The following is a 22,947-nucleotide window of genomic DNA, read 5'->3' as shown; positions in this document are numbered from 1 at the left end:
ACGATTTGGCTACCAGGTTAGCCTATCCGGGAATTCATGAAGGAGGGCCCTATGAACAGCACTTCCGGCAGTAGAAGAGGCACTTTCAAGTTCATCAAGCAGCTATGGGTGAAAATAGGCGCCGATGATGTCCAGGGCATCGCTGCGCAGCTGACCTATTATTTAATCCTGTCCCTGTTTCCTTTTCTGATCTTCATCATGACCCTGATCGGGTATGCGAATATCTCGCTGGAGAAAAATATAGGGCAGCTGGAGCAGATCATGCCCGCCGAAGCCATCTCTATTATAGAAGAGATTCTGCAGGATGTATCTGCCGGACGCAGCCAGACACTGTTGTCCTTCGGGATGCTGGCTACCTTGTGGGCCGCCTCCAAAGGAATCAATGCTATCATCAAGGGGCTTAACCGTGCCTACGAGATTGACGAGAGCAGAGTGTTCTGGAAAATCCGGGGGATCGCCCTGCTCGCTACCTTGACAATCGGATTCGTCGTACTGCTCAGCATTCTGCTACTGGTCCTTGGCAGCTGGCTTAAGACGCAAGTCTTCCTGCTGGTTGATCTTCCCTACGGATTCCAAAAGCTCTGGGATCTGCTGCAATACGCGATTCCGCTGTTCGTGATGTTCATCGTCTTCACCCTGCTGTACTGGATCGCTCCCAGCCGGAGATTGGCGCTGCGGGAGGTCATGCCTGGGGCGTTGTTCACCACCATCGGCTGGATTACGACCTCGATTCTGTTCTCGGTATACGTCAATCAATTCAGTGATTTCTCCAAAACCTACGGCAGTCTCGGGGGCGTAACAGTGCTGCTAATCTGGCTCTATATCAGCTCATTCATTATCCTGGCCGGAGGCGAGATCAACGCGGTCCTGCTGAACCGCAGGGTGAATAGTATGCCCTTCAGCTCCTTCAAAGGACAGAAGCTCCCATGAACCCCTCCCTGATTGACGCCATTACCAAAAGCCCGCTCCGTACCTCCTTCTATCATTTCACCCGGGCAGTGAATCTGCCCGCCATGGCTGCCCTTGACGCCATTTATTCCTCTGCGGTGCTGAGCCCCGCTCATGCAGCCGGAGAGCGGCGGACTGCGGCGCACCGGGTAAGCTATACCGGGCAAGCCGCGACGCTGAATGCCCATCTGCGCATTACGCCTGAGGCGATGGCTCCGGGGACAACGGCGGAAGAGTTCCGCCGCTGCCTGGACCGCCATGTGTTCCTGTGGGCGACCTGGCGCGATTGCCTCGCAATGGCTGCAATGTATTCGCGCAGAGAGCCGGGCGAGGTCTTCGCTGTGCTGAAGCTCGATGCCCGCAGCGTCCTGGCGGGTCACTACGCCCGCATCAAGCTGTCTAAATACGATTCCGGCAGCTCCCCCAGGTTCCCGCACCGCATGTCATACCGCAAGAGCTGCGCTATGCTGCTTCCCCTAGCCGAGTTCATGTCCTCTAACGGACAAGCTATCCCCGTCAAGCCGTCCGAGATCAAGGAGGTGCTGGCCCAGGATAAGCTGGCCCCGATCAGCCAGTATTTACAGACGGTCTACTGTTCACAGTCCCAGCTTGTACCTGAGCTCTGGCAGCCATTGTGCCAGCCTCTGCTTCTTTCGCCACTGTAGCTCTGCTTGAATTATATGTCGCATCGTGATATAGTCACATTATGACATAGTCACAACATGACATATTTTCTTAGCCATGACTAGGCACAATGAATTGACGAAGCAGGTGAACGCGGTGTCCGCAACGCAAAAGGTTCTAAAAAAGTACGTGCCCATGACAGAGACGGCCTTCTATATTCTATTGTCCTTAACCAAGCCGCGCCATGGATATGGAATTATTAAGCATGTGGAGGAATTGTCGGAAGGACGGCTCCGGCTGGGCTCCGGTACGGTATATGGAACCTTGACCAAAATGAACAAGGATGGACTGATTACCGTATTTGCCGATGAAGAGAGAAAGACGGTGTACGAGGTGTCTGAGCTGGGGAAGGAAGTCATGCGCGCTGAAATCGGCAGGTTAAAGGAACTTCACCGCAACGCCGTCACCAGTGAGGAGGAATTCAATTGAGAACTGTATTTCGGCCCTTTTGGAGCTATGATTTGCCGGGGACAGAAGCCTGGTTGGCCGATATGGCCGGCAAGGGATGGCGTGTGGAAGAATGGAGCTTACTGCGGCGGCGCTTTACCTTCCGGCAGGCTGAGCCTATCCGGCTAACTTATCAGCTGGCTTATCATTCATCCAAGCATTCATCCATGTCTCCTTATCTTGCCGCAGAGGGATGGAGCAGGCGGCTGCAGCAAGGCAAATGGAGCCTGTACGAGAATGACCGGCTGCCGTCACAGATTAGCGCCTATCCTTCACGTAAGGATGTCCTGAGGCGTAACCGCATCATCTCCTATCTTTTCATGGGGATCCTGGTGTATTTGCTGCTCATTGCACTTATTCCACTGCTTGTACTAGGACTCACCTTCAATCAGGATACTCCAGTCCGCATTCAGCCAAGTCCGCTGTGGGCCGTTACCTGGGCCGCAGCAGCGGGAGCCCTGGCCCTGCTTGTTCTTGCAATTTACTCAATAGTGAAGCTCCAGGCTGCCAGTAAGGTATTTCTGCTAAACCATCAGGACCTGAAGAAGCCTCCCGGACCGCAGAAGCCTGCCGGCACTACGATGGCGCGGATGAAGCCCAGCTGGATGTACGCCCCTGACCGGCTGGAGCAATGGCTGGAGGACAAAGAGAAGCACGGATGGAATCTCTATAAAGTAGGCTTCGGAGGAACGCTGTTCCATTTCAGCAAGGGCCGTCCGCGCCGCATGACCTATCACGCCGACTATCAGGTCATGGCCGATGAAGGGTATTTCGAGCTGCACCAGGAGGCTGGCTGGACGAGGCTCTACAGCTCTCCCTTCTCTCTGCAGAAATGGACCCTCTGGAGCCGGGAGGAGCAGAACGCTGCGGAGCAGCAGGAAATCTATAGTGATCCGGTCCACCGCCTGAAGCAGGCACGTACAATCGCCATCAGCTATACCCTGCTGTTCCTGCCTATGATCCTGCTCTACAGCTTTAATCTGTCGGCCTTCATTGATGGCATGCTGCGGGACGGGATCACTGCTTCCCAAGCGTGGAACACTTCAATTATGTTCCTTTCCATTCTGCTCTTCGGCTCGTTCGCGGGCAGAACCTGGCTATATTACCGGCGGCTCAAGCAGCAATAGGAGCTATATCATTTCTTATATTTCAACAAAAGGCGTATACCGGAAGTCCCGCTCCATGCGGAGAAGACTTCAGTATACGCCTTTAAGCTTATCACTTGTATGATCAGAAGAATTGCGGGTATTCCTTGGACATGCTCTGGACCCGGTCCAGCAGCGTATTGGAATGCTCCATCACGACCTTGCGCATCCCTTCCGCATCCCGCTTGCGGGTAGCGGCAACCATCTTCACATGCTTATCAATATCGGACGGCTGCACACTGACATCCATTCCCGGCTCGAGCGTCATATTCATGATGGCGTCTTTTATTTCCATCCTGCGCCTCTGTTCATCTTAAAAATCTTCAGTTGTCCTGGTTAATCACTTGGTCACGATACTTCTGAAATTGCTCCCAGGATTGCTCCGCTTGCTCAGGCTGCTCAAAGTCGATATAGCCGGAATCCGATGTATCCAGCGCAAAAGCCTCCAGTGTCTCACAGACCAACCGGATCGTCTCCATCACCGCTCCCCCGCCCCGGACATGCAGCATGATGGAATTCACGAGCTCCTCATCGCCTGTATTGAACTCGATCGAAAACCCTTCGCCATTGAGGATACCCCAAGCCTTATCCCGGTAATCCAGGTTCGGAAGGCGGCGGGTCAGCTTCTCAATGATTTCATCACGTTGCCCCAAGGGAGGCACCGGGGGCTGCTGATCCTCCGGTGTCTCGAAATCATACTTCTCTTTCATGACAAATACATCCCAGCTCATGGTTGCTCACTCCTTGCTTTGATTGAAGCAGAATTAGTTGTACAGACAGTAGTTATGTAATACACTTAACCTTTTTTTACAGGTTTTAATTGTACAGCCTGCGACTTTCCTGTAGCGACCAGTTTATACTTTCATCAGCCGTTCTGCATAGATAGAAATTTTGTCAGATCCTTCTCCAGCTGCACAACCTCCTGATTCGCAGCATCCGCATAATCCGGCAGCATCATATCCTTTACCATTTTCGTGCGCAGCCATGCAATGAAGAGAACATCCAGCATGAAGCTTGGGAGTCTAGGAACTATTTTAAAGACGGGCGGATCAACAGCAACACCTGCTTTGCGGATTGCCCTTAGATACGCTTTTAAAGTAACTGTTATGTTGCGTGCCGTCTTTCTGGTTCCCGGTGTTATAGGGTCACTCTCCTGATTGCCGGAATACAACCCGCCCAGCAGAGCAATGTCTGATACAGAATGGGTGATTAGATAAGCCTTCATATCCTTTTTTATAACATAAGGAAGCTTTGCTGCTTGGAATATCCTTACGAGACTTTCGATCCGCTGCGTCACTGTACCATTCATTTCTCCAAATGCAGTAGCCATGAGAAGCTTGGGCGCAAACCGGGCATACAGGACTCCATCTTTAATCTGTCCACCGAAGCCGGGAAAAGCTGGTAACAGTCTATCCCCTACAATCCCCCGCCACGAAGAAAATCCAATTGAACTATTGGTCATCGTAACGATATTCGGACTTTGATTATCCTTTAGCGCCAACAACGCGGATTCAGCCCGGTCATAACGAACGGTAACGAAAATAAAATCGTACACATCATCATTTTCGAGCGTATCGATGACCTTCACCGGAATCGTTCTGACTGTACCTTTGTCATTATATTGCAGGCCTTTTTCTTGTAAAAGTCTGAACCTGTCCGAACGTGCAAACAGACTAACGTCATATCCTGCTTCCATAAACTTTATTGCGTAAATACTCCCGATGACACCTGCACCGAAAATTAAAATTCTGTTTTGCTCTGCTGACATTACAATCCCCCCTGCCCTTTAATATCCCCATTTGATTATGCGACAGCATGTTGTATGATGTGATCATAAAGCTTTAGGATTTCTTGATCAATCATCAGTTTTTTAATATCTGTCGGATGATATCTTATGCGCAGACAGGAGGGAAACATGAACAAGCAGCCCCAAATTACGGAGAAAACAAGACAAAGGTTTATAGAAGTTTTTTGTGAGCTATACAGCCAAAAGCCGATTGAGAAAATTTCGGTTCAGGAAATTGCAAATAAATCCGGTTATAACCGCAGCACCTTTTATCAATACTTTACTGACATTTACGAATTAGTGGACTCTGTGGAAAATGACTTGCTGAATGAGATGAAACAGGAATTAACGAATAAGGAGCTATCTGTGCATACGGTTCAAGACACGCTCTCTTGTCTAGGCAAAAGAGAACATCTCCAGGTTCTGAATGCCCTTTTGGGTGATTATGGAAGTGTCCGTTTTTTAAAACGTTTAAAACAAGAATTCATTTTGGATCAATACTTAAACATTCCGCAAAACCACTCCTTAACGCCGTACTTCATTGAGTTCTATCTGACGACGACCCTTTCTTTATTTCGTCTTTGGCTCCAGCGTGGAAAAGATATACCGCCTGAAGAATTTATCCGGTTAGCGGAGAACTTATATTCAAGAGGGATTACGACTTATACTTAAAATGAGGATGCCACACCAGCCAAGACGGAAGGAAAAGAAACACAACAAAAGCCCGTACATTCCCACTAGGGTAAATGAACGGGCCTTCTGTAATCTGTGATGCGGTCAAGAGGACTCGAACCTCCACGATATTGCTACCACTGGCACCTGAAGCCAGCGCGTCTGCCAATTCCGCCATGACCGCATATTCAGTTGGCTAACTTTCGCAGCCACAAGATAGATCTTACCATGCCAGGATTATGGAGTCAAGTTTATTTTATTGTAAATTGCTATCCATAAATTGCAAGTAAAATATTGCTTTTATTTGCGGGTTCGGTGTATAATGAGAACAAAGGTTCGCATACTATAAATGAGGTGATTTATAATGGCGATTACCAAGAGACACCCCCTAAATACACCAACAATCCCTGAGAATATAACCAAAGATGAATTGTCCCTGGTCAGAAGCTATCTGTTGCTAACGTTTATTCATAAAGTATTTGAACGGGACTGCCGCGCCATCGGCAAGAGCGGCCTGTTCAAGACTCCCCAGCTCTACATGGAGCTGGTATCCAGCGCTACCAAGAAGACATCCCTGATGCTGCAGGAGGTTACCCGCGAGCTTACCGCGAGCCAGCTCAAGATCAGCACTGTGCGCCAGGATCAGCGTGGAGTTACCGCCGAGTATAACTGCCGGGGCTATGTTGGCGAGATCCATATTCTATGGCCCGGCTTCCGTAATGAGATGATGCAGCGTATGCGCGCCTACCTCGGACTGGGTGCCGAGCTTGCCTCCATTCTTCCCCGGGAAGAACAAATCGAACAGTTAGCCATGACCATCTAAGCCGCACGGCAGTATTGGTTTTGATTAACGCAAAGAGCCTCGCCTTAATTGGGACGAGGTTCTTCTATTTTAGGAAGTAACCTTTGATAACGATTTCAACTTTATTTTTTGCTATGATATAGAAACTCAACTTCACCATCTAGCAAATAACGATATTCGAATAATTGCATTGTTCTTTCCTTAATTCTCTCCCTTATAACTGTATCTAGACTTACTAAACCTTGTGATCCAAGGTAACCATTACGAATAAATGTTTTCTCTACAAATTCTGATTCACTCATGTGATACTTTAACCATTCTTTCTGCGATTCCATTAATGCTTCTTTTGATTCTCTATCCAACTTAGAAAGAAGATTTTTATATATTTGATTCAACTCTTTATCCCAATACTCTGTATATTTACTTTCCAACGCTCTCCATCCAAATGTTGTAAATTTTTCGGAATTTTGAAATTCATTAAATTCCACTTCATAATCATGATCTATAGGATTCCCAAGCATTTCATCATAAAATTCCCCAGTCAAATCATAGGTTCCAATGCCCATGGGTAACACTTCATTATTGTTAGGATCTGATTGCCCTTCAGTTATTTCTTCCGATTCTGTTCCATTACCTGTACTCACTACATCAGGAGGCAATTCAGAGTTCATTATTGATTTAGCTTCGCTGTTCAAAGCAGTCGACTGACTATTATTTTGACAAGCTGAGAGCACTATCATTAAATAAAACAATAAAAGTATCTTACCTTTCATAAATTATCTCCTTACTTTAGTAATGGCTTCCATACCGTCATTCTCCGTCTAATCATATAGTATAAGCCCGTCAAAAAAACTACTATAGTCGACATATTCATCGCCCAAGGTAAACACAACTTCCTTACCCATGTTAGTCTGGAGCTTGATATGACCATGCTTATCGTCTCCCAGGAATTTCACGTTGTCTCCGGGTTCCAGCGAAAAGGCTTCGTCGGATCCATCTTTATCAAACTGCACGGCAATTTCCTTTTTGATCGTTAAAAGCGTTGGTGGCTCCATCGGATAAAAATCCTGTTGCTCTTCATGGAGAACGTGTTTGGCATCCAGGCGGAATACCAAATCACGAAACCAGGTTTGAAAGTCCTTGCTTTCTTTTGCACCGACCACTCGTCCATGGCCGTCAAGCATTGAACTGTGTGCCGAGAAATTGGGAAGTTCACCTATTTGCTTGAGGCTATCGCCGTCATAAGTATAGAAAGTTGTTGATCGCAGAAAGACCATCTGCGAATCCATTTGAAGTGCAATCTCGAAATATGGATCGTCAATATCTATATCTACAATATCCAGATAAGGAAGCAGTTCACTACTCACCTCCATCGTGATGTTATTCACCTTCAACTTGAAGGCCCCTGATTCCGTTTCCGGCGGTATTAACTGGATCTCTTCTTCACGGCCATCTCCGTTCAGGTCCACGTTCATCTTCTTCTGTTTAAAGCTTGAATCGCCTGTGTAGCCCCGTAAATGGACGTCATCTGTATGAGAAGGTTCAAGCTTATAGTCAGCGTATTTAGCTTCGTATTTACGAAGTAGCGCAACGTTCTGTTTCTCCGTCAGGCTAAGATGCTCCTTGTAGGTAGAGTCTGCATGATACCAAGGCTTAGCAGCAAAGTAGTCCTGTAATTCCTTCTGTTTAAATACATACCCATGCCTTGCAAATATCTCATTGCGCGCAAGCATTAGAATACGGTTGTCCAAACTGCCGATCTTTTCCGGGGACAGCACCGTATTCGAGCTGTCTTTCAAAATATCCTCTCTTATTGCCCTTGCCGTAACTAGATTACCGGCCGCTACCCCCATTGCTTTCTCTTTTTCCCTATAAGTACAGCCAGAAACGATTAATGTCATGGCAAGCATCCCAAATATAAGCCGATATTTCCGTAAATCCATTTTGTTGGCACGCCTTTCTCATTTAGCAGTCCATCAGGGCAAACTCTTCTAAACCTGGATAAACAATAACCCGTTTTATTTTTTCTTCTTCATTCAATTCATTACTGCTTGAATCTCCTCCCTTTTTGCAAATTCACCTTCTTGATATCTATCTTCGTCATCAGTTTCACGCACTAGATTCTTCTCCTTTGCTATCGTGGCCCGTCAGCTCAGTTATGCAAGCTGGAGATTTTCCCATACTAGAAAAATACATACAGCAGTCAGTACAAAGAAAATAATAGAAATTTGACGATTCCTCCGCAGTTTGATTCCGTATGAGCCAAAAAAGATAGCGGCAGCTAACTTGGCAATGCTTTTATAATAGCCATGACTAGGAAACCATGAACTGTTCAGTACGCTCTACTTTATAACCTTTTCCAGTTGCTTCGATCCTGCCTCCGGGAACAGCTTGGCCGTATGCTCCATGATCCGCTCCCTGGATGCCTCGGGCTGATCGCTGTAACGTGAAGTCACATAGTCAGCTCCGAATACATGCTCGCTCACGGCATAACGCCCGATTCCCCAGCCGTAGGGACGGCCATGCTTGTCCTGCTTATACTCGAATTTGCTGGCTGTAATGTAGGTCTGCATCTGGAGCAGCGTCATGGCTGTGTCGAAGCCTTTGGCACCTTTGACCGCGAAGCCGGACAGCGCTTTAAGATCGCTGGAGAGTAGTCCTGCCTCATACTCTAGCAGCACATCCATGATTCGTTTGCTGGCCATGGAGGCCAGTCCGTCATCATATCTGGCATCGAAATCATAACCGTCCCGGCGGTAATTGGCGAAGTCCGGATACCATTCTCTGCTGATGAACCCGGCCTTCTTGTTAAAAAGCTTCGCATAAGCGATCTCGCCCCCGGCCGCAATCTCCTCGCGCCATTCCCACGGGCCGATTACATCCTTCACGAACCAGTAGCCCGCAGGTGTGCATTCCTCCAGAGAGAAGCCTGCGATCTCACAGCGGAACAAGGGCAGGTACCCGATCTCCCGCACCAGCACGGCCAGTTCCCCGGCGTTCTTAATAACCGGCAGCTTCATGATTGCCCTCCTGGGCGGAAGGTCCAGCCCCCGTCTCCGTGGTAGATCATCTGCTTGCCCATCCCGCCATCGATTGTAATGTTCTCGCCCGTGATGAATCCCGCAGCCTCACTGCACAGGAACAGCATCATAGCCGCGATATCTGCCGGAGTTCCGACCCGTCCCGCAGGATGCTGCAGCCGGTCCGGCTCTGTATGAACCGGTTCCGGCGTTTCCTCCGTACCGTGATAAGCCGTAGTGTCAATCCAGCCCGGGCTGATGGCATTCACCCTAGCCTTACCGGCTAGACTTACACTAAGGGCGTGGGTCAAAGCACCAATCCCACCTTTGGCGGCAGTATAGCTCTCGGTATCCGGCTGCGACATCCGCTCCCGGCTGGAGGAGATATTCACAATAGAGGCTCCTTGGGCTAAATACGGCTTAAGCCGCAGCGTCAGATAATAAGGCGCTGTCACTCCGATCCGCTGCACATACTCGAAATCCTCATAGCTGCACTCGGACAACAAGCCTTTTTTGCTGATACAGGCATTATTAATAAGGTAATCCACCTGTCCGTAGCGGCTGATTGGACCTCTGTCAAGAAAGTAGACACTCACGCAACAGATTTTGTAGTGAATTGTTTTGCAAAACGAGCGGGGGAAAGATACCCCAGCGCGCTGTGCATTCGCTTGCGGTTGTAATAAAACTCAATGTATTGAAAAATGGCTGTGTATGCTTGCTCCGGATCTTTGAAACGCGGGTTACAGTAAATGAGTTCCTTCTTTAAAAGACTATGCCAAGACTCAATACATGCGTTATCGTAGCAGTTTCCTCTGCGGCTCATGCTGGACTCCATATGGTACGTCTTTAACTGGTCGACATATTCTTTAGAGGTATATTGAGACCCACGGTCCGAGTGGTGCAGCAGCCCCTTGCCAGGTTGCTTTGCAGTGTATGCTGCCTGTAAGGCGTCCAGAACCAGACGGGTTTCCATGTGGTTGTACAACCGCCACCCTACGATTTCACGCGTGCATAGATCCATCACGCTGGCCAGGTACAAGCGCCCTCCCCGGCAAGGGATATACGTGATGTCGGTCACCCATACGGTATTGGGTTTCAGTACTTTAAAGTTTTGATTCAGCGTGTTCGGTGCAATAGGGTTGTTATGCTTAGAGTCGGTGGTTTGTACACGGTAGGGCTTAGACACGACCGAGCGCAGCTGCATTTCTCTCATGTACACACTCACGGTACGTTCCGTGACCGTATAGCCTTCCTGATGCAACAGACGGGTGATTTTCGGACTCCCATACCGCTTTTGGTGGTCGTCAAAATGATATTGGATTCGCTTCTGCACCGCAGCCTTGTGGAGTTCTTGTGGGCTGGGTTTGGCGTTATACCACTTGTAATATCCGCTCCTGGACACCTGTAGAATGATGCACATCTTCTCCAAGCGAAACTCGGAGCGATGCTTCTTCATGAACTGGAATCTTAATTCCTTGGTTTGCTGAAGATGTGCACTGCTTTTTTTATGATCGCTAATTCTTCCTTTGTATCGGCAAGTTGGACGTCTTTTTCCTGGAGCTGGCGGCGCATCTCTTGGAGCTCTGCTTCAAGTTCCCGTACCCGATCCTTACTCGCGGCCGGTTCATTCTTTAGCTCCCGATATTGCCCCATCCATTGATGCAGTGTACTTTTCGGAATATCAAGCTCTTCCGCGATGTCACCAATGCTCTTCGTCTGTTCTTGAATGAACTTTACCGTTTGCTTCTTGTATTCTTCGTTGTAGCGTTGTCGTTGTTCTCCCACGTGAACACACCTCCGTTGCCCCTATTATCGCTCCGTCCGTTAACGGGTGTCCACTTTCTATTCTAGCTCCAGATTACCTGTGCGGTGAAATCATCCAGCACGGACTGCTGCGCAATATCGCCCGCATAGAAGAACAGCCGCTCTGTGCCATACCGCTCCTCCAGCCAGTGTCCGGCTGCTGAATCTGTATCGATGCAGGCAACCACTGCTCCGGCCTTCAGTAATTCCTCGGTGATACAGCGCCCGATTCCGCCCGTCCCGCCGGTGACGATCGCTATTTTATTATGATGACTCATCGTGGCCTCCGTTCTCCGCTCATTCTGAGGTATAGGCTTCTGGTCTGGGCTCGCTCACCGGCTGATACAAGTATCTCCGGTCCAGCTTCACCACATGCTTGTTCGGACGCCGGATCATCACCTGGGTCTCGTCCCAGGCCAGCACGATCCCTCTGATATCATTGCTCGCCAGCCCGTCGCGCACGACTCTTACCCGCTCACCGGAAATCCGGTAGGCATCCAGTTGTTCATCACTGATCATAGTATTCTTGCTCCCCTCTCTGTGCTTAGCTTGTCCAATTCAACTCTGAATCCGGTCATGAAAAAGACCCAAATGAGAATCATCCGGGTCTAGTTATCTTTCAAAAGCAATCTGTATGTCTTATGAAGTTCCTATATCAGCGCTTCATTCTTCTCAAACCAGAAGTCAAGAACTTTAGCGGACATCACACGTTGTTCCAGATATTCGACCTGATGCTCTGTGAATGTCTGTCTCCAATTGAACGACAGCTCTTCACACAAACTTGTGATTGTCAACAGCTCTGACCAAGCAACATAACGTTTGTACCAGAAAAACTGAGGATGTTCGATCATATAGGGATACAAATCGTCGAACTCCGTGTGTTTGCAATCCAGCGCACGTTCGAAGTGATCCTTAGCCTCGGTTAGCTTATCAATGAAAAATTGCTCTGTCACCGGTTCTTTCCCCATTGTGACGCCTCCCCTCTCATGTCTAATTTTTATTATAAAGGAAAACTTATAGGGTGGAAAGCAGATGTTTCAAAAATAGGCTATGTTCCTGTTATTGTCACTTCCACCTTATCCAAAAACGATGGTCCCGTCATTAAGGGAGGTAATATCAACAAGGGATTCCAGACGGATTCCCTGTTCCCGGATTGTGCGCGCGCCGGCCTGAAAGCTTTTTTCGACCACTATGCCAAGGCCCACCAGCTCGGCTCCTGAACGCTGGATAATCTTAATCAGGCCGCGGGCCGCGTCGCCGTTGGCGATAATATCGTCGATGAAGAGGATTTTGTCATCCTCCGAGATGAACTGGCGGGACAGCATAATGTCCGTAACAATCCCTTTGGTAAAAGATGGAACCCGTTCGCAAAGTGCGTCTGGATCAGCCAACAGCGTTTTTTTGCGGCGGGCAAACACCAGCGGCACCTTCATCTCATAAGCGGTGGCAAATGCCACGGCAATCCCCGAGGATTCCACAGTCACTACGCGAGTAACTCCAGCCTCAGCAAATCTGCGGGCAAATTCCCGTCCCATTTCCATCGTCAGCATCGGATCGACCTGGTGGTTGAGCAGCCCGTCCAGCTTCAGCACCTGATCCGAGACGACTACGCCTTCCTCCAAAATCCGCTGTTTCAATAATTCCATAATTGTAAACCTCCATTACCCTTTATAATCGCAGACGTTCCACCGAAATCGCACCTGTTCGTCCAGGCGGAAGTCATGTCCCTCTGTTCCTCATCATAACCTGTACTATGCGGACTACACAAGGCTATATCCTTGCAGGCCCCGCGATTATAAACTTCGCAGCATTCATAAGGAGGCTAAGCATGAAGTCACATGTCCGCACATTACAGATCGCTTTCACTTATATCGGCACCATTGTCGGCGCCGGATTCGCTACCGGCCAGGAAATCCTCCGTTTTTTCACCAGATACGGCCACTGGGCGCTGCTGACGATTCTATTCTCTGCCGCTCTCTTTATCTGGCTGGGCACCAAAATGATGATCATCGCCCGGAAAATCTCTGCGGACTCGTATGAGGATTTCAACCGCCACCTGTTCGGAGCCAAGGCCGGGACCATCATCAGCCTGTTCACCATGATTATTCTAATCGGGGTGAACAGCATCATGCTGGCAGGCGCCGGGGCGATCTTCAAGGAGCATCTCGGCCTTCCCTATCAGGCGGGGCTGCTTCTGACTATCCTCGGATCTTACTTGCTGCTGAAGCGCGGCATTTCTGGCATTCTGCAGATCAACAGCCTGGTGGTGCCCCTGATGCTTACTTTGTCGCTGATCCTTGTCTGTAATACACTGGGTGTTGCGGGAGCCGAACGCTTCCTCTTCCTGCCCACGGATTACAGCAGCATCAATGCCTGGATCTCTCCGCTGCTCTATACCTCGTTCAACCTTGGCATGGCCCAGGCTGTGCTGGTTCCGCTAGCCCGTCATACGGATGATGAACATGCGCTGGTGCGCGGCGGTATCTTGGGCGGAGCGGGCATCGGTTTCATGCTGCTGGCGGCCCATTTTGCCATGAGCTCGCAGATGCCGGGCATCCTGCAGTTCGAGATTCCAATGGGAAGCATCGCCATCCGGCTGGGTCCAGTGGTGCAGATGATTTTTCTGCTGCTGATCTTCATGGAAATCTTCAGCACCTTCGTTGCGGGGATCTACGGTGTAAGCGTACAGCTCCAGCAGCGTCTCCCGGTTGCCCCTGCGCTGGTCGCCCCGCTGCTAATGCTGATCTGCTATGTGTTCAGCCAATTCGGCTTCAGCTCGCTGCTGGGCATCTTCTACCCGATCTTCGGCGCGCTGTGTCTGATATGGGTGGTCATGCTCGTGCGTTCCCCCATATCTCCGCCGCCAGGGCAGGGCAAGCCCCCAACAGGAGGTGCGGGCGGCAAAAAGCAGGGGATCACGATTGTCAGCATCAAGCCTGCCATCCGGACTACACGGAAATAACTGCTGCAGCAGGAATGATACCCGCCACAGCTTCGGCGACGTGGCGGTGGCAGGTCATCATAACGATCTGCCGGGAAGCCGATAGCTCACCAAGCAGAGCCAGGGCCGCGTGAAGCCGGTGTTCATCGAAATTAACGAAGAGATCATCGAAGAACAGCGGCAGATTCACCTTGCTGCTCATTGTTTCTGCCAGTGCCAGCCGGATCGCCAGATACAACTGCTCCGCGGTTCCCCGGCTGAGCAGCCCGCTGTCCAGCAGTCCGGCATCCTTGTGTTCAGCCTTCAGCTCCTTATGCCCCAGCGTCATCACGATCCGGCGGTATTCCCCGTGCGTGAGCTTCGAGAAATACACGGAGGCCAGCTGCAGCACCTGAGGCTGCTTCTCCTGCTCATAGATCCGGCGCGTCCGGCCCATCAGCTCGGCCGCCAGTGCCGTTACCGCATATTGCCCCGCCAGATTACGCAGTGACGCCCGTTGCTCCTCCAGCTGCTGGAGGGCAGTGTCTTCCTTGCCGCGCTCTGTCAACGCTTCCCGTTCCTGCAGCAGCTTGCCGCGCTGCTCAAGCAGTGCGCTCCGCTCCTCTTCAAGCTCGGCCGCCGCTTCTTCCGCAGCCTGACGCTCCTGTGCAAGCCGCCTGGCGTCCAGATGCTCCAGCAGACTCAGCAGCTCTGCCCGGCCTTTGTCATCCCATCCGCTGAACATCGCCAGCTCCGATTGACGCACAGACCGCGTGACCTCTATCCGTCTCAACCACGCTGAGGAACGGCGCAGGAACTGTTCTCCGTTCTCAGCACCGCCTTCCTCCAGCAGCTTCGAGCACCGCAGGTTCAATTCCGCCTGCTCCCTGTGATTCGCTGCCAGCTCCTCCCGGACTTCAGCCAGCCGTGCCTCCACACTCTCTGCGCGCAGCAGCTCAGCCTTCAGCTGATCCCACTCCCGCTTCCGTAGCTCCAGCCAGGTTAAGAGGGCGGCTGGGGTAAGGTGGTGAGGAGCAGATAGAATAGCGGGTGTGAGGGGAGTAGGATTGGTGACGGGGAGCGGGTGCTGCTCAGCTATAAAGGGAATATAATCTAGCCGTCCGGTCCCAGCAGCCGCCAGCAGCTTCAACCCTTCCTGCTCATAGAGCGCACATTCCGCCGCCAAGCCGCTCAGCCGCGCAGACCATTTGGCCTCCTGGCGCAGCAGCTCATGGCCCTGCTCTGCCAGGGCGAAGATATCCGGCAGGCCGTCCGGCGACAGCCCTTCGGGGAGTCTCCGCTGACGCAGCCATTCTTCGTAGCGTACCGCCAGCTCCGTGAAGCGGGCCTCCGCTTCCTCCAGCTCGCCGGTCAGCACCTGCTCCTGTCCGCTCAGCTGCGCAAGCTCCGTCCGGCAGGCCTCGGCCTCAGCCGCCTGCCGGTCTACGCGCTGGCGCCAGGTGCCCCAGGCCTCCATCAGCCGGCGCAGCTCGCGCATCCCGGCCTCCAGCCCGCCTGCGTCAGGGCTGGACGCCTTCCCGCTCTCCCGCTCCGCGCCGGAGAGCAACAGCCCGCGCAGCCGCAGCATCTCCGCTGCGGCATTGCCCGCCTCCCCGCCGCCGGGCTCCGGCGGGGACCCCGCCGCCCCCGCTGCGCGCAGGGCGGCCCAGAGCCACAGGTCCGCTGCGGCCAGCAGGCCGAGCGCGGACCATACGCTGACCGGCGGTGCGCCGGTCAGCCACAGCGCAGGCGGCAGCAGCAGCGTAAGCGCTGCGCCCGCCTGCAGGAAGCGCCGGTAGCGTGCCGCCCGGCGCCCGTTATCGCCGGGGCGGCTGCCCCCGGCGGTGTCCTGGCGGCGCGGAGCTGACGCGCCGCCTTCCGGGCCGAGCTGCGCTTCGCGCCAGCGCTCGGCGGCCTGCTGCAGCTCGTCCCAGAGCTGCACCAGTTCACGCGGGCTGCGCGCAGCTAGGCCCGCGAAGTCCGCTGCGCCGCTGGCGTGCTCCTGCGCCAGCAGGCGCTCGGCCGCCTGCAGCGCAGCAGCGGCGGCGGCCTTGCGGGCGCGGAGGCTCAGCAGCTCCGCGCCCCGGGTCTCCATTTGCCGGTCATATCCGGCAAAGGAGGCGGCGTAACGCCGCGCGGCCTCGCGGTCCGCGGCGGCCGGGGTGAAGCCCGCAAGCTCTGCGGTATCCCAGCCTGCGCCAATGCTGCGCAGCAGGCGTTCAAGCTGCTCCCGCAGGGCCGTCAGCTCCGCCTGAATCCGCTGCTGCTCCGCCCGCTTGTCCTCATAGCTGCTGCGGCTGCGGTCCAGCGCTTCGAGCGCAGGCCCCTGCTCCGCAAGCAGAGGATCAGGCGGCTTCGCCGCAAGCTCTGCGGTAAGCTCTGCTGTAAGCCGTTCCAGCCGGAACCCTGCACCCTGCAAGCTGCGCAGATCGGCTGTAAGCGACCTCCAGCGTTCCGCCCCGTTGTCCGGGAATGAAGCAATCACAGGAAGCTCCTCCAGCTCCAGCCGGCCTTCGCTCCATTTCAGCCACAGCTCCCGGATGTCTTGCGCCTTGCGCAGCTTCATCAGCCTTGCTCCGGCGAGCTCGCGGTCCAGCTTCATCTGCTCCAGCTGCTGCTCCGCAGCTTCCAGGGCCAGCGTGTTCCCGTTATATCTCGGCAGATAAGAGCGGCTCTCCGCTACCTCCTGCTCCAGCTTCCCGATAGACTGTAGAATCCTGGCCGCCTCCTGGACCTTGCCGCGCGGCTTGTAAAGCTTCTCGGCCTCCTGGACCAGACGCTTCTCGGCCCGCATAATCTCCCCGCCGCCGCCCATCCCGGCATGGAACAGGTAGCTGCTCATCTCCCCCGACTGCAAGGCACTCAGCTCCTGCAGCTCGTCAAGCGAGACAGCGAACAGCTGGCGGAACATGCTGCGGGAGATGCCGCCAAGCAGACGCCGCTCCAGCTCCGCCTGATTCAGCTCCTCCGTGCGGCCATCCGGATGGAGGAGTGCAATATGCAGCTTCTCCGCTCTGCCCGGCCCTGCGCCGCCGGAAGCATACCGGCGGATGGTCCATAATGCACCGGACTCATCCCTTGCTTCCAGCACTCCGCCGTGCGTCCCTCCTTGCAGCGGCTCGTACCGTTCAGCCGGATTCCCCCGGCTGGGGATGCCGTACAGCATGGCACGGATGAACTGCAGGGTCGTGCTTTTACCAGCCTCGTTGCGTCCGAACAGAACCGTAACCCCTTCATTCAGTCCGATGTCCCGCTGAGCCAGCCTTCCGTAGCCGCCGATCCGCAATGAATCGATCTTCATTCCTCTACCTCCCGGTCTTGCTGTCCATCACTATCTCCGGTATCCCCGGCAGTGTTCTTACTCATCACCCATCCGCCAGCATCCGCCGGCGCATTTTCCCGCGCCCGTCCAGTGCCTTCCAGCCCTGCTTCACTGCCCTCAGCAGAATACGCCTTGCCAGCCTCCTCAGCATTCAGCAGCGTCCCGCCGGGCTCTTCCAGTCCGCTCAGCAGGGTGATTCCCAGCTCCGCTGCACCTCTCAGCCATTCCTGCTTCTCTTCGGCTCCTACGGATAATAGCAGCCTGCGCAGCTCCTGATTCTCCATCAGCGGTTTCAGCGCAGTAGCAACCAGCTCGTCCAGCTCTGCGGCATTCCCGCCACTGCGCCCGGCAAGCCGCAGCATTTCACCCAGAAAGCTGTCCTCCAGAAGCAAGTGCTCCCGGTCAACCGCAAGTCCTGTTTCGATGGAGAAGCCCTCTGTCCAGACCAAACCCGCATATTCCTTACGTACCGCGCGCACAGTTTCCCGCCGCTGCAGCTCGGTCAGCAGATCATCCGCCGCCCCCTTCTCAGCCAGCACCTTATGTATATCGCCCCGCCCGGTCAGGCGGAACCTGACCACAGACATCATCTGCGGAGTCTCTCTACGGATATCCTCCACTGCATTCTCTACAGCCAGGGTCCACTCTGCCTCGTCAGTGAGCCCTTCAATCGAGAGCTCGCGGACCTGCCAGCGTACACTGTCCAGTTCATGGAAATCCAGCCGGACTGCACCCTCTGCACTGACATCAACCGTATAACAGCCCTTTGGCCCGGTCTCCTTAATGCTTCTTCCTTGAATGTTGCCCGGATAGACGATAGGCGGATGCTCATGCAGAATACTCCGCTTATGAATATGCCCCAGCGCCCAATAGTCATAGCCCCTGCCAATCAGATCCTTCCGGGTACACGGGGAGTAAGTCTCATGCTGGAGATCTCCCTCCACATTACCGTGCAGCAGAGCGATGTGGAACAGGCTGCTGCCCGGCTGACGGCTGAAACGCAGAGCGGTATTCTCAGTAACTTTGGAGGTCGGGTAAGAGATGCCGCTGATCACCGCTACCTCCTTCCCGTCTTCCCGGCGGCGGGCGGTAACACGCTCCGGCTCACTGCCGCCGAATACCGTAACATGGGCAGGCGGCGCCGAGCTAAGACGCGGGCCGTCCAGCGGATCATGGTTACCATGGATCAGGAATACCTGAATTCCGTGGCGTCCGAGTTCCTCCAGAGCCTCCCGGAACCGGAGCTGCCCCTGAAGCGAAGCATCCGAGACATCGTAGACATCGCCGCTAATGACCACGAAATCTACCTTTTGCAGCGTGGCTACGCCAACAAGCCGCCCGAGGGCGGCGAAGGTGGACTCCCGGAGATAGGAGCGGATATCCTGCGGGAGATGGGACAGACCGGCGAACCGGCTGTCCAGATGCAGATCCGCTGCATGCAGGAAACGAAAAGGAATCATAGCCTCACCCCTTCATTCCCGGCTGAAACTGCAGATAGGTTTTCTTCAGCTCATTGGCTACACGGGTCAGGGAATAGAGGCTCTTTGCTTTATCCCAAGCCGAGCGTGACAGCTCATAGCGGTAGCCGGGGTCAGAGATTACTTTTTCCAGAGCATCTGCCAGTCCTAACTCATCATCCGGATTCACCAGCAGCCCGTTCACCCCGTCCTCAATCTGCTCGGGAATGCCGCCCACATTAGTCCCGACCAGCGCCAGACAGCTCAGCGCAGCCTCGGCAAATACCGAACCGAACGCCTCCGCCCGCGAAGGCAATACGAAGATATCGAAGAACGGCATGAATTCCTCAGGATGCAGCGTATAGCCGTAAAAAATAGTCTCATTATATATACCCAGCTCCTGCGCAAGCTTCTCCAGCTCCGCCCGGCTCGGTCCGTCACCGATAATATGCAGCACATATTCATGCCCCCGCTTCTTCAGCTCAGCACAGGCCTTGAACAGAATATCGATGCCTTTGGCCGGCACCAGACGGGTAACCGTGACCAGCTGCGGAATCTCATTCTCATGCGGGACAGGCTTGAACCGCTTCTCGTCGAATCCGTTCGGGATCACTCCGATGCTGTCCGGCCGCTCAATATAAGGAGTCATATAATCGGCAAAAGCACGCGAAACCGTCATCAGCCGGTCACTCACATGCTCCAGCTCCCGGTAAATGGCGACCAGGAACTGATGCTCAGGTCCCCCCTCGCGGATCAACCCGTTCAGAATCAATTCACGCTCATAGCTGGAGTGCAGCGTCTGAATCAAGGGAACATCAGGATAGATTCTCTTCATCGCCAGCCCCGCAATCGGATGATGGGCATGGATCAGATCATAATTTTTGCTCATGCGCAGCTTGGTCCACCAGATGTAATCCCGGTAGGTCTGAATGTATTTTTGTACAACCGGACTATCAAAGTACACGGTCCAGTCGAAGGTCTCGAAGACGATGTCTTCGCGTCCCTTGCCCCGGATGCGCTTCGGCAGCCAGAACAAATCCATCTCCCAGCGGCTCGAGCGGAAACGTTCCTGCAGATAAGGGATCATAGAAGATACACCACCGGGCTGCTCCGGCGGGAAGAATAGCGCTTGCAGCAAGTTCATATAGGTACATCTCCCTTTACAATTGCCCTATTTACGGTGAAGGCCGGCAATTATGATATAGTTGTGTATATGTACAATAATAAATACGGGTACAATTACAGGTGTAGGTACGCTAAGGTTCCATATCTTAATTTTATCGGTATCCACCCGAAACAGCAACTAAGATGACAGCTTTACTTATCTTGGATTTTGACTAGAGGAGAATGAAAGATGAATGAAGAACAGCTGCCTGCCGCTTACACCGCTAACATTAGAGAGATGCTGGGGGATACGGCGGACGCTTTTCTGGAGAGCTATCTTGCTAAGCGGACCCAGGGTCTGCGGTTCAATACGTTAAAAAGCAGTGCACCTTCCGGCCACGCCGCAGCGGAGAAGGCAATCTCACAATTCGGCCTGTCACAGATAGCATGGTGTCCGTCAGGCTTCTACTATGAGGACCCGGTTCGGCCGGGAAGACATCCTTATCATACCGCCGGACTATATTATATTCAGGAGCCCTCCGCAATGTCCGCAGCCGAGCTGCTGAAGCCGCTTCCCGGAGAGATCGTTCTCGACCTGGCGGCCGCTCCCGGCGGCAAAACCACTCATATCGCCTCACTGATGCAAGGTCAAGGGCTGCTCATCTCCAATGAAATCCACCCGGAGCGGGCCAAAATCCTGGCCGAAAACGTAGAGCGGCTCGGCATAAGCAACACGCTGGTTACCTCCGCAGCTCCCGGTGATCTCTCCCGAAGATTCCCTGAGGTGTTCGACCGCATTATGCTGGACGCACCTTGCTCCGGTGAAGGGATGTTCCGCAAAGACCCTGCGGCGATAGACGAATGGTCCCCGAAGCATGTGGAGATCTGTGTAGCCAGACAGTGGGATATTCTGCAGGATGCGTATTTGATGCTGAAGCCTGGCGGTCATATGGTCTATTCGACCTGTACCTTCAACCGCAAGGAGAATGAGGAGACAATGGAGCGCTTCGTGCAGACCTATCCCGATATGGAGCTGATCGTTACGAAGCGGCTGTGGCCGCACCTGGAGCGGGGTGAAGGGCATTTCGTGGCCCTGCTGCACAAGGCTGCTTCCGCTGACCAGACAGATTCTGCTCCACGTAAAAGCAAAGACAAGCGCGGTGAACGCGGCAGTAATGGTCCGAAGACAAATGCTACGCTTAGGGAGGCCTATCAACAATTCATGAGCTGGGCAGAGGCAGAGCTACCCGGATTCGCCGATCGCGGCGTTCCGCTTCTATTCGGCGAATCCCTGTATCTGCTGCCTGAGGTGTTCAGCGAGCGGCTGCATACCGGGATACTGGACGGACTCAAGGTACCGCGTGCCGGACTGCATATTGCCCATCTTAAGAAGAACCGGATCGAGCCTGCCCACGCTCTGGCCATGGCACTCCAGCCGGATCAGGCGGCGCGCAGCTATGATATGCCTGCGGAAGGCCCGGAGATCCAGGCCTGGCTGCGCGGGGAGAGTCTGCCGGTTCCGCCAAGCCTGCATGGCTGGACCCTGGTGACCGTAGACGGCTTGCCCGTAGGCTGGGGCAAAGCCAGCTCAGGCCAGCTCAAGAATCATTTGCCCAAGGGCCTGCGGATTCTAAAAGCCCATCTTGACGAGGTTTAGGCAGTTGACCAGTTCATGAAGCCTCCCTACGCATATGATGTCATTATCCCATGGAGATCCGCCGGACTTAAGTGCCGGCAAATGGGAACAGACATGAATCAAGGGAGGAATCAGACATGGGTGCAGGTGTAGGCTTCACTTCGACCGGTGCGATTTTGGTACTCTTCATATTGCTCGTAATCATTTCCCGTTCGTTGTTCGTCTAATTCCGCTGTAAGCAGCACAGCACACGGACCTCAAGCAGCCCGCTCCCTTAATGGGGGCAGGCTGCTTTTTCGATTTTCCTGATCGTGCGTGATAAAAATTATAAAACCGTTTTTTTATAACTAGGAGCCTCATGGCACCGAATCATGCTCTATGTTTTCGCCATCTAGCTCCGCTATATTCCTGCTGTTCCCTACTTATACCTCTTCATTCCTCGAAATTCGACAATTGTTGGTATTAAATACCTATATTTCTCAAATTTAAACAATGATAAAATATGGAATATCCACTTAGGCCCTACCTGTTACAATGCAGGTGATTATTTATATTTGTAGTATCGGAGGGATCATTCTGAAATCGTCTAAAAACAAGATTTTGGTTGTGTGCTCTGCGGTTGTAGTTGTCGTGGCTATCATAATATTGCAACGTTTTTTTACTCACGAGAAGCTCTCTGATTATACCGTAGTAAATAATGGGGTTGTGGCCACTAAGCAATTTAGCATCAGATCCAAAACTGCACAGCAAAACACATCAGCAACAGGATCGATTTTTGTGTGGGGCGAAAAAGCAGTGGCCAAACACATGCGAATTGTTGCGTCGTTTGAAATTGATCCTAAAGATTTCGGTGGAATGACTATCTACATTCCGAAGAAATGGTACATCACCAATATTCTAAGCGATTACCCCGAGAATCAAAAAACTTCATTACAACCATTTGCATCTGAAACTGACATGAACCTAGGCAATGAATGGAGAAATAAGGTTGAAGTCGGTGTTACAAATCTACAAAACCCGGCAGGCGGTGGAAGTGGAATGATAATTATTGATCTAGTATCCGATAGCAAAACAATTTTACCTTCGGAGAATTTCAATATTATGGTTTCCGTTGGCTCCGATACAAAAGACGGCGTAAGGTCGATAGGCGTCAATTCAATTAAAATCCCAATCTCTGTGAAAGCTGAGAGCAAGGATTAAT

The 22,947-nt window shown here is 52.7% G+C and carries 26 protein-coding genes and 1 tRNA gene; 10 read left to right on the top strand and 17 right to left on the bottom strand.

Annotated elements, in window-relative coordinates:
* The first annotated feature begins 51 nt into the window (after positions 1-51).
* The 4 genes from NYE24_RS32515 (at position 52) to NYE24_RS32500 (ending at position 3,206) form a co-directional block, all read left to right on the top strand.
* Positions 52-930 (top strand): YihY/virulence factor BrkB family protein, encoded by an 879-nt coding sequence (locus NYE24_RS32515; protein ID WP_076157514.1) that lies wholly within the window; start codon positions 52-54, stop codon positions 928-930.
* Complete coding sequence (locus NYE24_RS32510) at positions 927-1,613, top strand: hypothetical protein (RefSeq protein ID WP_036695659.1); 687 nt, start codon at positions 927-929, stop codon at positions 1,611-1,613. Before NYE24_RS32515 ends, NYE24_RS32510 begins: the two co-directional genes overlap by 4 nt.
* Positions 1,614-1,689: 76 nt before the next feature.
* Entirely contained in the window at positions 1,690-2,061 is a 372-nt protein-coding gene (locus NYE24_RS32505) for a PadR family transcriptional regulator (RefSeq protein ID WP_051493611.1), read from the top strand.
* Positions 2,058-3,206 carry a DUF2812 domain-containing protein gene (locus NYE24_RS32500; protein ID WP_342477611.1) on the top strand — a complete coding sequence of 383 codons (1,149 nt, stop codon included), beginning with the start codon at positions 2,058-2,060 and terminating at the stop codon, positions 3,204-3,206. Before NYE24_RS32505 ends, NYE24_RS32500 begins: the two co-directional genes overlap by 4 nt.
* A 103-nt stretch (positions 3,207-3,309) precedes the next feature.
* Here the strand turns inward: NYE24_RS32500 and NYE24_RS32495 are convergent, their stop codons facing one another.
* From NYE24_RS32495 to NYE24_RS32485, 3 genes are all read right to left on the bottom strand, one after another.
* On the bottom strand, positions 3,310-3,519 hold the full coding sequence (locus tag NYE24_RS32495; protein WP_342477610.1) for a hypothetical protein: 210 nt from the start codon (positions 3,517-3,519) through the stop codon (positions 3,310-3,312).
* A 28-nt stretch (positions 3,520-3,547) separates the two neighbouring features.
* Positions 3,548-3,955 (bottom strand): hypothetical protein, encoded by a 408-nt coding sequence (locus tag NYE24_RS32490; protein ID WP_342477609.1) that lies wholly within the window; start codon positions 3,953-3,955, stop codon positions 3,548-3,550.
* 134 nt (positions 3,956-4,089) lie between these two features.
* On the bottom strand, positions 4,090-4,992 hold the full coding sequence (locus tag NYE24_RS32485) for a 2-dehydropantoate 2-reductase N-terminal domain-containing protein (RefSeq protein WP_342477608.1): 903 nt from the start codon (positions 4,990-4,992) through the stop codon (positions 4,090-4,092).
* A gap of 147 nt (positions 4,993-5,139) precedes the next feature.
* Here NYE24_RS32485 and NYE24_RS32480 point away from each other — a divergent pair, with 147 nt between their 5' ends.
* Complete coding sequence (locus NYE24_RS32480) at positions 5,140-5,682, top strand: TetR/AcrR family transcriptional regulator (RefSeq protein ID WP_342477607.1); 543 nt, start codon at positions 5,140-5,142, stop codon at positions 5,680-5,682.
* Positions 5,683-5,782: 100 nt separating this feature from the next.
* Here the strand turns inward: NYE24_RS32480 and NYE24_RS32475 are convergent.
* Positions 5,783-5,866, bottom strand: a tRNA-Leu gene (locus NYE24_RS32475).
* Positions 5,867-6,046: 180 nt separating this feature from the next.
* Here NYE24_RS32475 and NYE24_RS32470 point away from each other — a divergent pair.
* Positions 6,047-6,505 carry a hypothetical protein gene (locus NYE24_RS32470; protein ID WP_342477606.1) on the top strand — a complete coding sequence of 153 codons (459 nt, stop codon included), beginning with the start codon at positions 6,047-6,049 and terminating at the stop codon, positions 6,503-6,505.
* Positions 6,506-6,606: 101 nt separating this feature from the next.
* Here NYE24_RS32470 and NYE24_RS32465 read toward each other — a convergent pair whose 3' ends face one another.
* The 10 genes from NYE24_RS32465 to NYE24_RS32420 form a co-directional block, all read right to left on the bottom strand.
* On the bottom strand, positions 6,607-7,257 hold the full coding sequence (locus tag NYE24_RS32465) for a lysozyme inhibitor LprI family protein (protein WP_342477605.1): 651 nt from the start codon (positions 7,255-7,257) through the stop codon (positions 6,607-6,609).
* Between the two features lie 48 nt (positions 7,258-7,305).
* The gene (locus tag NYE24_RS32460) at positions 7,306-8,427 is read right to left on the bottom strand and encodes a YARHG domain-containing protein (protein ID WP_342477604.1); all 1,122 of its coding nucleotides are present in this window, start codon (positions 8,425-8,427) and stop codon (positions 7,306-7,308) included.
* A gap of 399 nt (positions 8,428-8,826) precedes the next feature.
* Positions 8,827-9,504 carry a hypothetical protein gene (locus tag NYE24_RS32455; RefSeq protein WP_342477603.1) on the bottom strand — a complete coding sequence of 226 codons (678 nt, stop codon included), beginning with the start codon at positions 9,502-9,504 and terminating at the stop codon, positions 8,827-8,829.
* Positions 9,501-10,100, bottom strand: a complete 600-nt coding sequence (locus NYE24_RS32450; protein WP_342477602.1) for an SDR family oxidoreductase — start codon at positions 10,098-10,100, stop codon at positions 9,501-9,503. The genes NYE24_RS32455 and NYE24_RS32450 overlap by 4 nt, the downstream gene beginning before the upstream one ends.
* The gene (locus NYE24_RS32445; protein ID WP_342477601.1) at positions 10,097-10,960 is read right to left on the bottom strand and encodes an IS3 family transposase; all 864 of its coding nucleotides are present in this window, start codon (positions 10,958-10,960) and stop codon (positions 10,097-10,099) included. The genes NYE24_RS32450 and NYE24_RS32445 overlap by 4 nt, the downstream gene beginning before the upstream one ends.
* Positions 10,961-10,971: 11 nt before the next feature.
* Positions 10,972-11,289 carry a transposase gene (locus NYE24_RS32440; protein WP_342477600.1) on the bottom strand — a complete coding sequence of 106 codons (318 nt, stop codon included), beginning with the start codon at positions 11,287-11,289 and terminating at the stop codon, positions 10,972-10,974.
* Between the two features lie 62 nt (positions 11,290-11,351).
* Complete coding sequence (locus tag NYE24_RS32435) at positions 11,352-11,585, bottom strand: SDR family NAD(P)-dependent oxidoreductase (protein ID WP_342477599.1); 234 nt, start codon at positions 11,583-11,585, stop codon at positions 11,352-11,354.
* Positions 11,586-11,604: 19 nt separating this feature from the next.
* Positions 11,605-11,826, bottom strand: a complete 222-nt coding sequence (locus tag NYE24_RS32430) for a hypothetical protein (RefSeq protein WP_036695680.1) — start codon at positions 11,824-11,826, stop codon at positions 11,605-11,607.
* 131 nt (positions 11,827-11,957) lie between these two features.
* The gene (locus NYE24_RS32425) at positions 11,958-12,275 is read right to left on the bottom strand and encodes a hypothetical protein (RefSeq protein WP_036695681.1); all 318 of its coding nucleotides are present in this window, start codon (positions 12,273-12,275) and stop codon (positions 11,958-11,960) included.
* A gap of 108 nt (positions 12,276-12,383) precedes the next feature.
* Positions 12,384-12,953, bottom strand: a complete 570-nt coding sequence (locus tag NYE24_RS32420; protein ID WP_036695682.1) for a xanthine phosphoribosyltransferase — start codon at positions 12,951-12,953, stop codon at positions 12,384-12,386.
* Between the two features lie 182 nt (positions 12,954-13,135).
* Between NYE24_RS32420 and NYE24_RS32415 the strand changes: the two genes are divergently transcribed.
* Complete coding sequence (locus NYE24_RS32415) at positions 13,136-14,269, top strand: membrane protein (protein ID WP_036695683.1); 1,134 nt, start codon at positions 13,136-13,138, stop codon at positions 14,267-14,269.
* On the opposite strand, the gene NYE24_RS32410 is transcribed toward NYE24_RS32415, so the two are convergent.
* Genes NYE24_RS32410 through NYE24_RS32400 form a run of 3 tightly spaced genes read right to left on the bottom strand, consistent with a single transcriptional unit; the run spans position 14,256 to position 20,150 of the window.
* A complete protein-coding gene (locus NYE24_RS32410; RefSeq protein WP_342477598.1) occupies positions 14,256-17,528 on the bottom strand; it encodes an AAA family ATPase in 3,273 nt (1,090 codons plus the stop codon). The two genes, NYE24_RS32415 and NYE24_RS32410, sit on opposite strands and share 14 nt — an antisense overlap.
* Positions 17,525-19,009, bottom strand: coding sequence for a DNA repair exonuclease (locus NYE24_RS32405; RefSeq protein WP_342477597.1), 1,485 nt, complete (start codon positions 19,007-19,009; stop codon positions 17,525-17,527). Before NYE24_RS32405 ends, NYE24_RS32410 begins: the two co-directional genes overlap by 4 nt.
* A gap of 4 nt (positions 19,010-19,013) precedes the next feature.
* Positions 19,014-20,150: a glycosyltransferase family 4 protein gene (locus NYE24_RS32400; RefSeq protein ID WP_076157606.1), complete on the bottom strand. Its 1,137-nt coding sequence runs from the start codon at positions 20,148-20,150 to the stop codon at positions 19,014-19,016.
* Between the two features lie 210 nt (positions 20,151-20,360).
* On the opposite strand from NYE24_RS32400, the gene NYE24_RS32395 reads away from it, so the two are divergent.
* The 3 genes from NYE24_RS32395 to NYE24_RS32385 all read left to right on the top strand — a co-directional run bounded on the left by NYE24_RS32395 (position 20,361) and on the right by NYE24_RS32385 (position 22,946).
* Positions 20,361-21,767, top strand: a complete 1,407-nt coding sequence (locus tag NYE24_RS32395) for an RsmB/NOP family class I SAM-dependent RNA methyltransferase (protein WP_342477596.1) — start codon at positions 20,361-20,363, stop codon at positions 21,765-21,767.
* A 116-nt stretch (positions 21,768-21,883) separates the two neighbouring features.
* Positions 21,884-21,973 carry a sporulation protein YjcZ gene (locus NYE24_RS32390; RefSeq protein ID WP_143803672.1) on the top strand — a complete coding sequence of 30 codons (90 nt, stop codon included), beginning with the start codon at positions 21,884-21,886 and terminating at the stop codon, positions 21,971-21,973.
* A gap of 307 nt (positions 21,974-22,280) precedes the next feature.
* Positions 22,281-22,946 (top strand): hypothetical protein, encoded by a 666-nt coding sequence (locus NYE24_RS32385; protein WP_342477595.1) that lies wholly within the window; start codon positions 22,281-22,283, stop codon positions 22,944-22,946.
* The last annotated feature ends 1 nt before the right edge of the window (position 22,947 follow it).

Origin of the sequence: Paenibacillus sp. FSL H7-0350 (assembly GCF_038593195.1) — a bacterium.
In the GTDB taxonomy this organism is placed as follows: domain Bacteria; phylum Bacillota; class Bacilli; order Paenibacillales; family Paenibacillaceae; genus Paenibacillus_AQ.
Note: the sequence above shows the minus strand (reverse complement) of the source record. Positions and strands in the feature narration are given on the sequence as shown.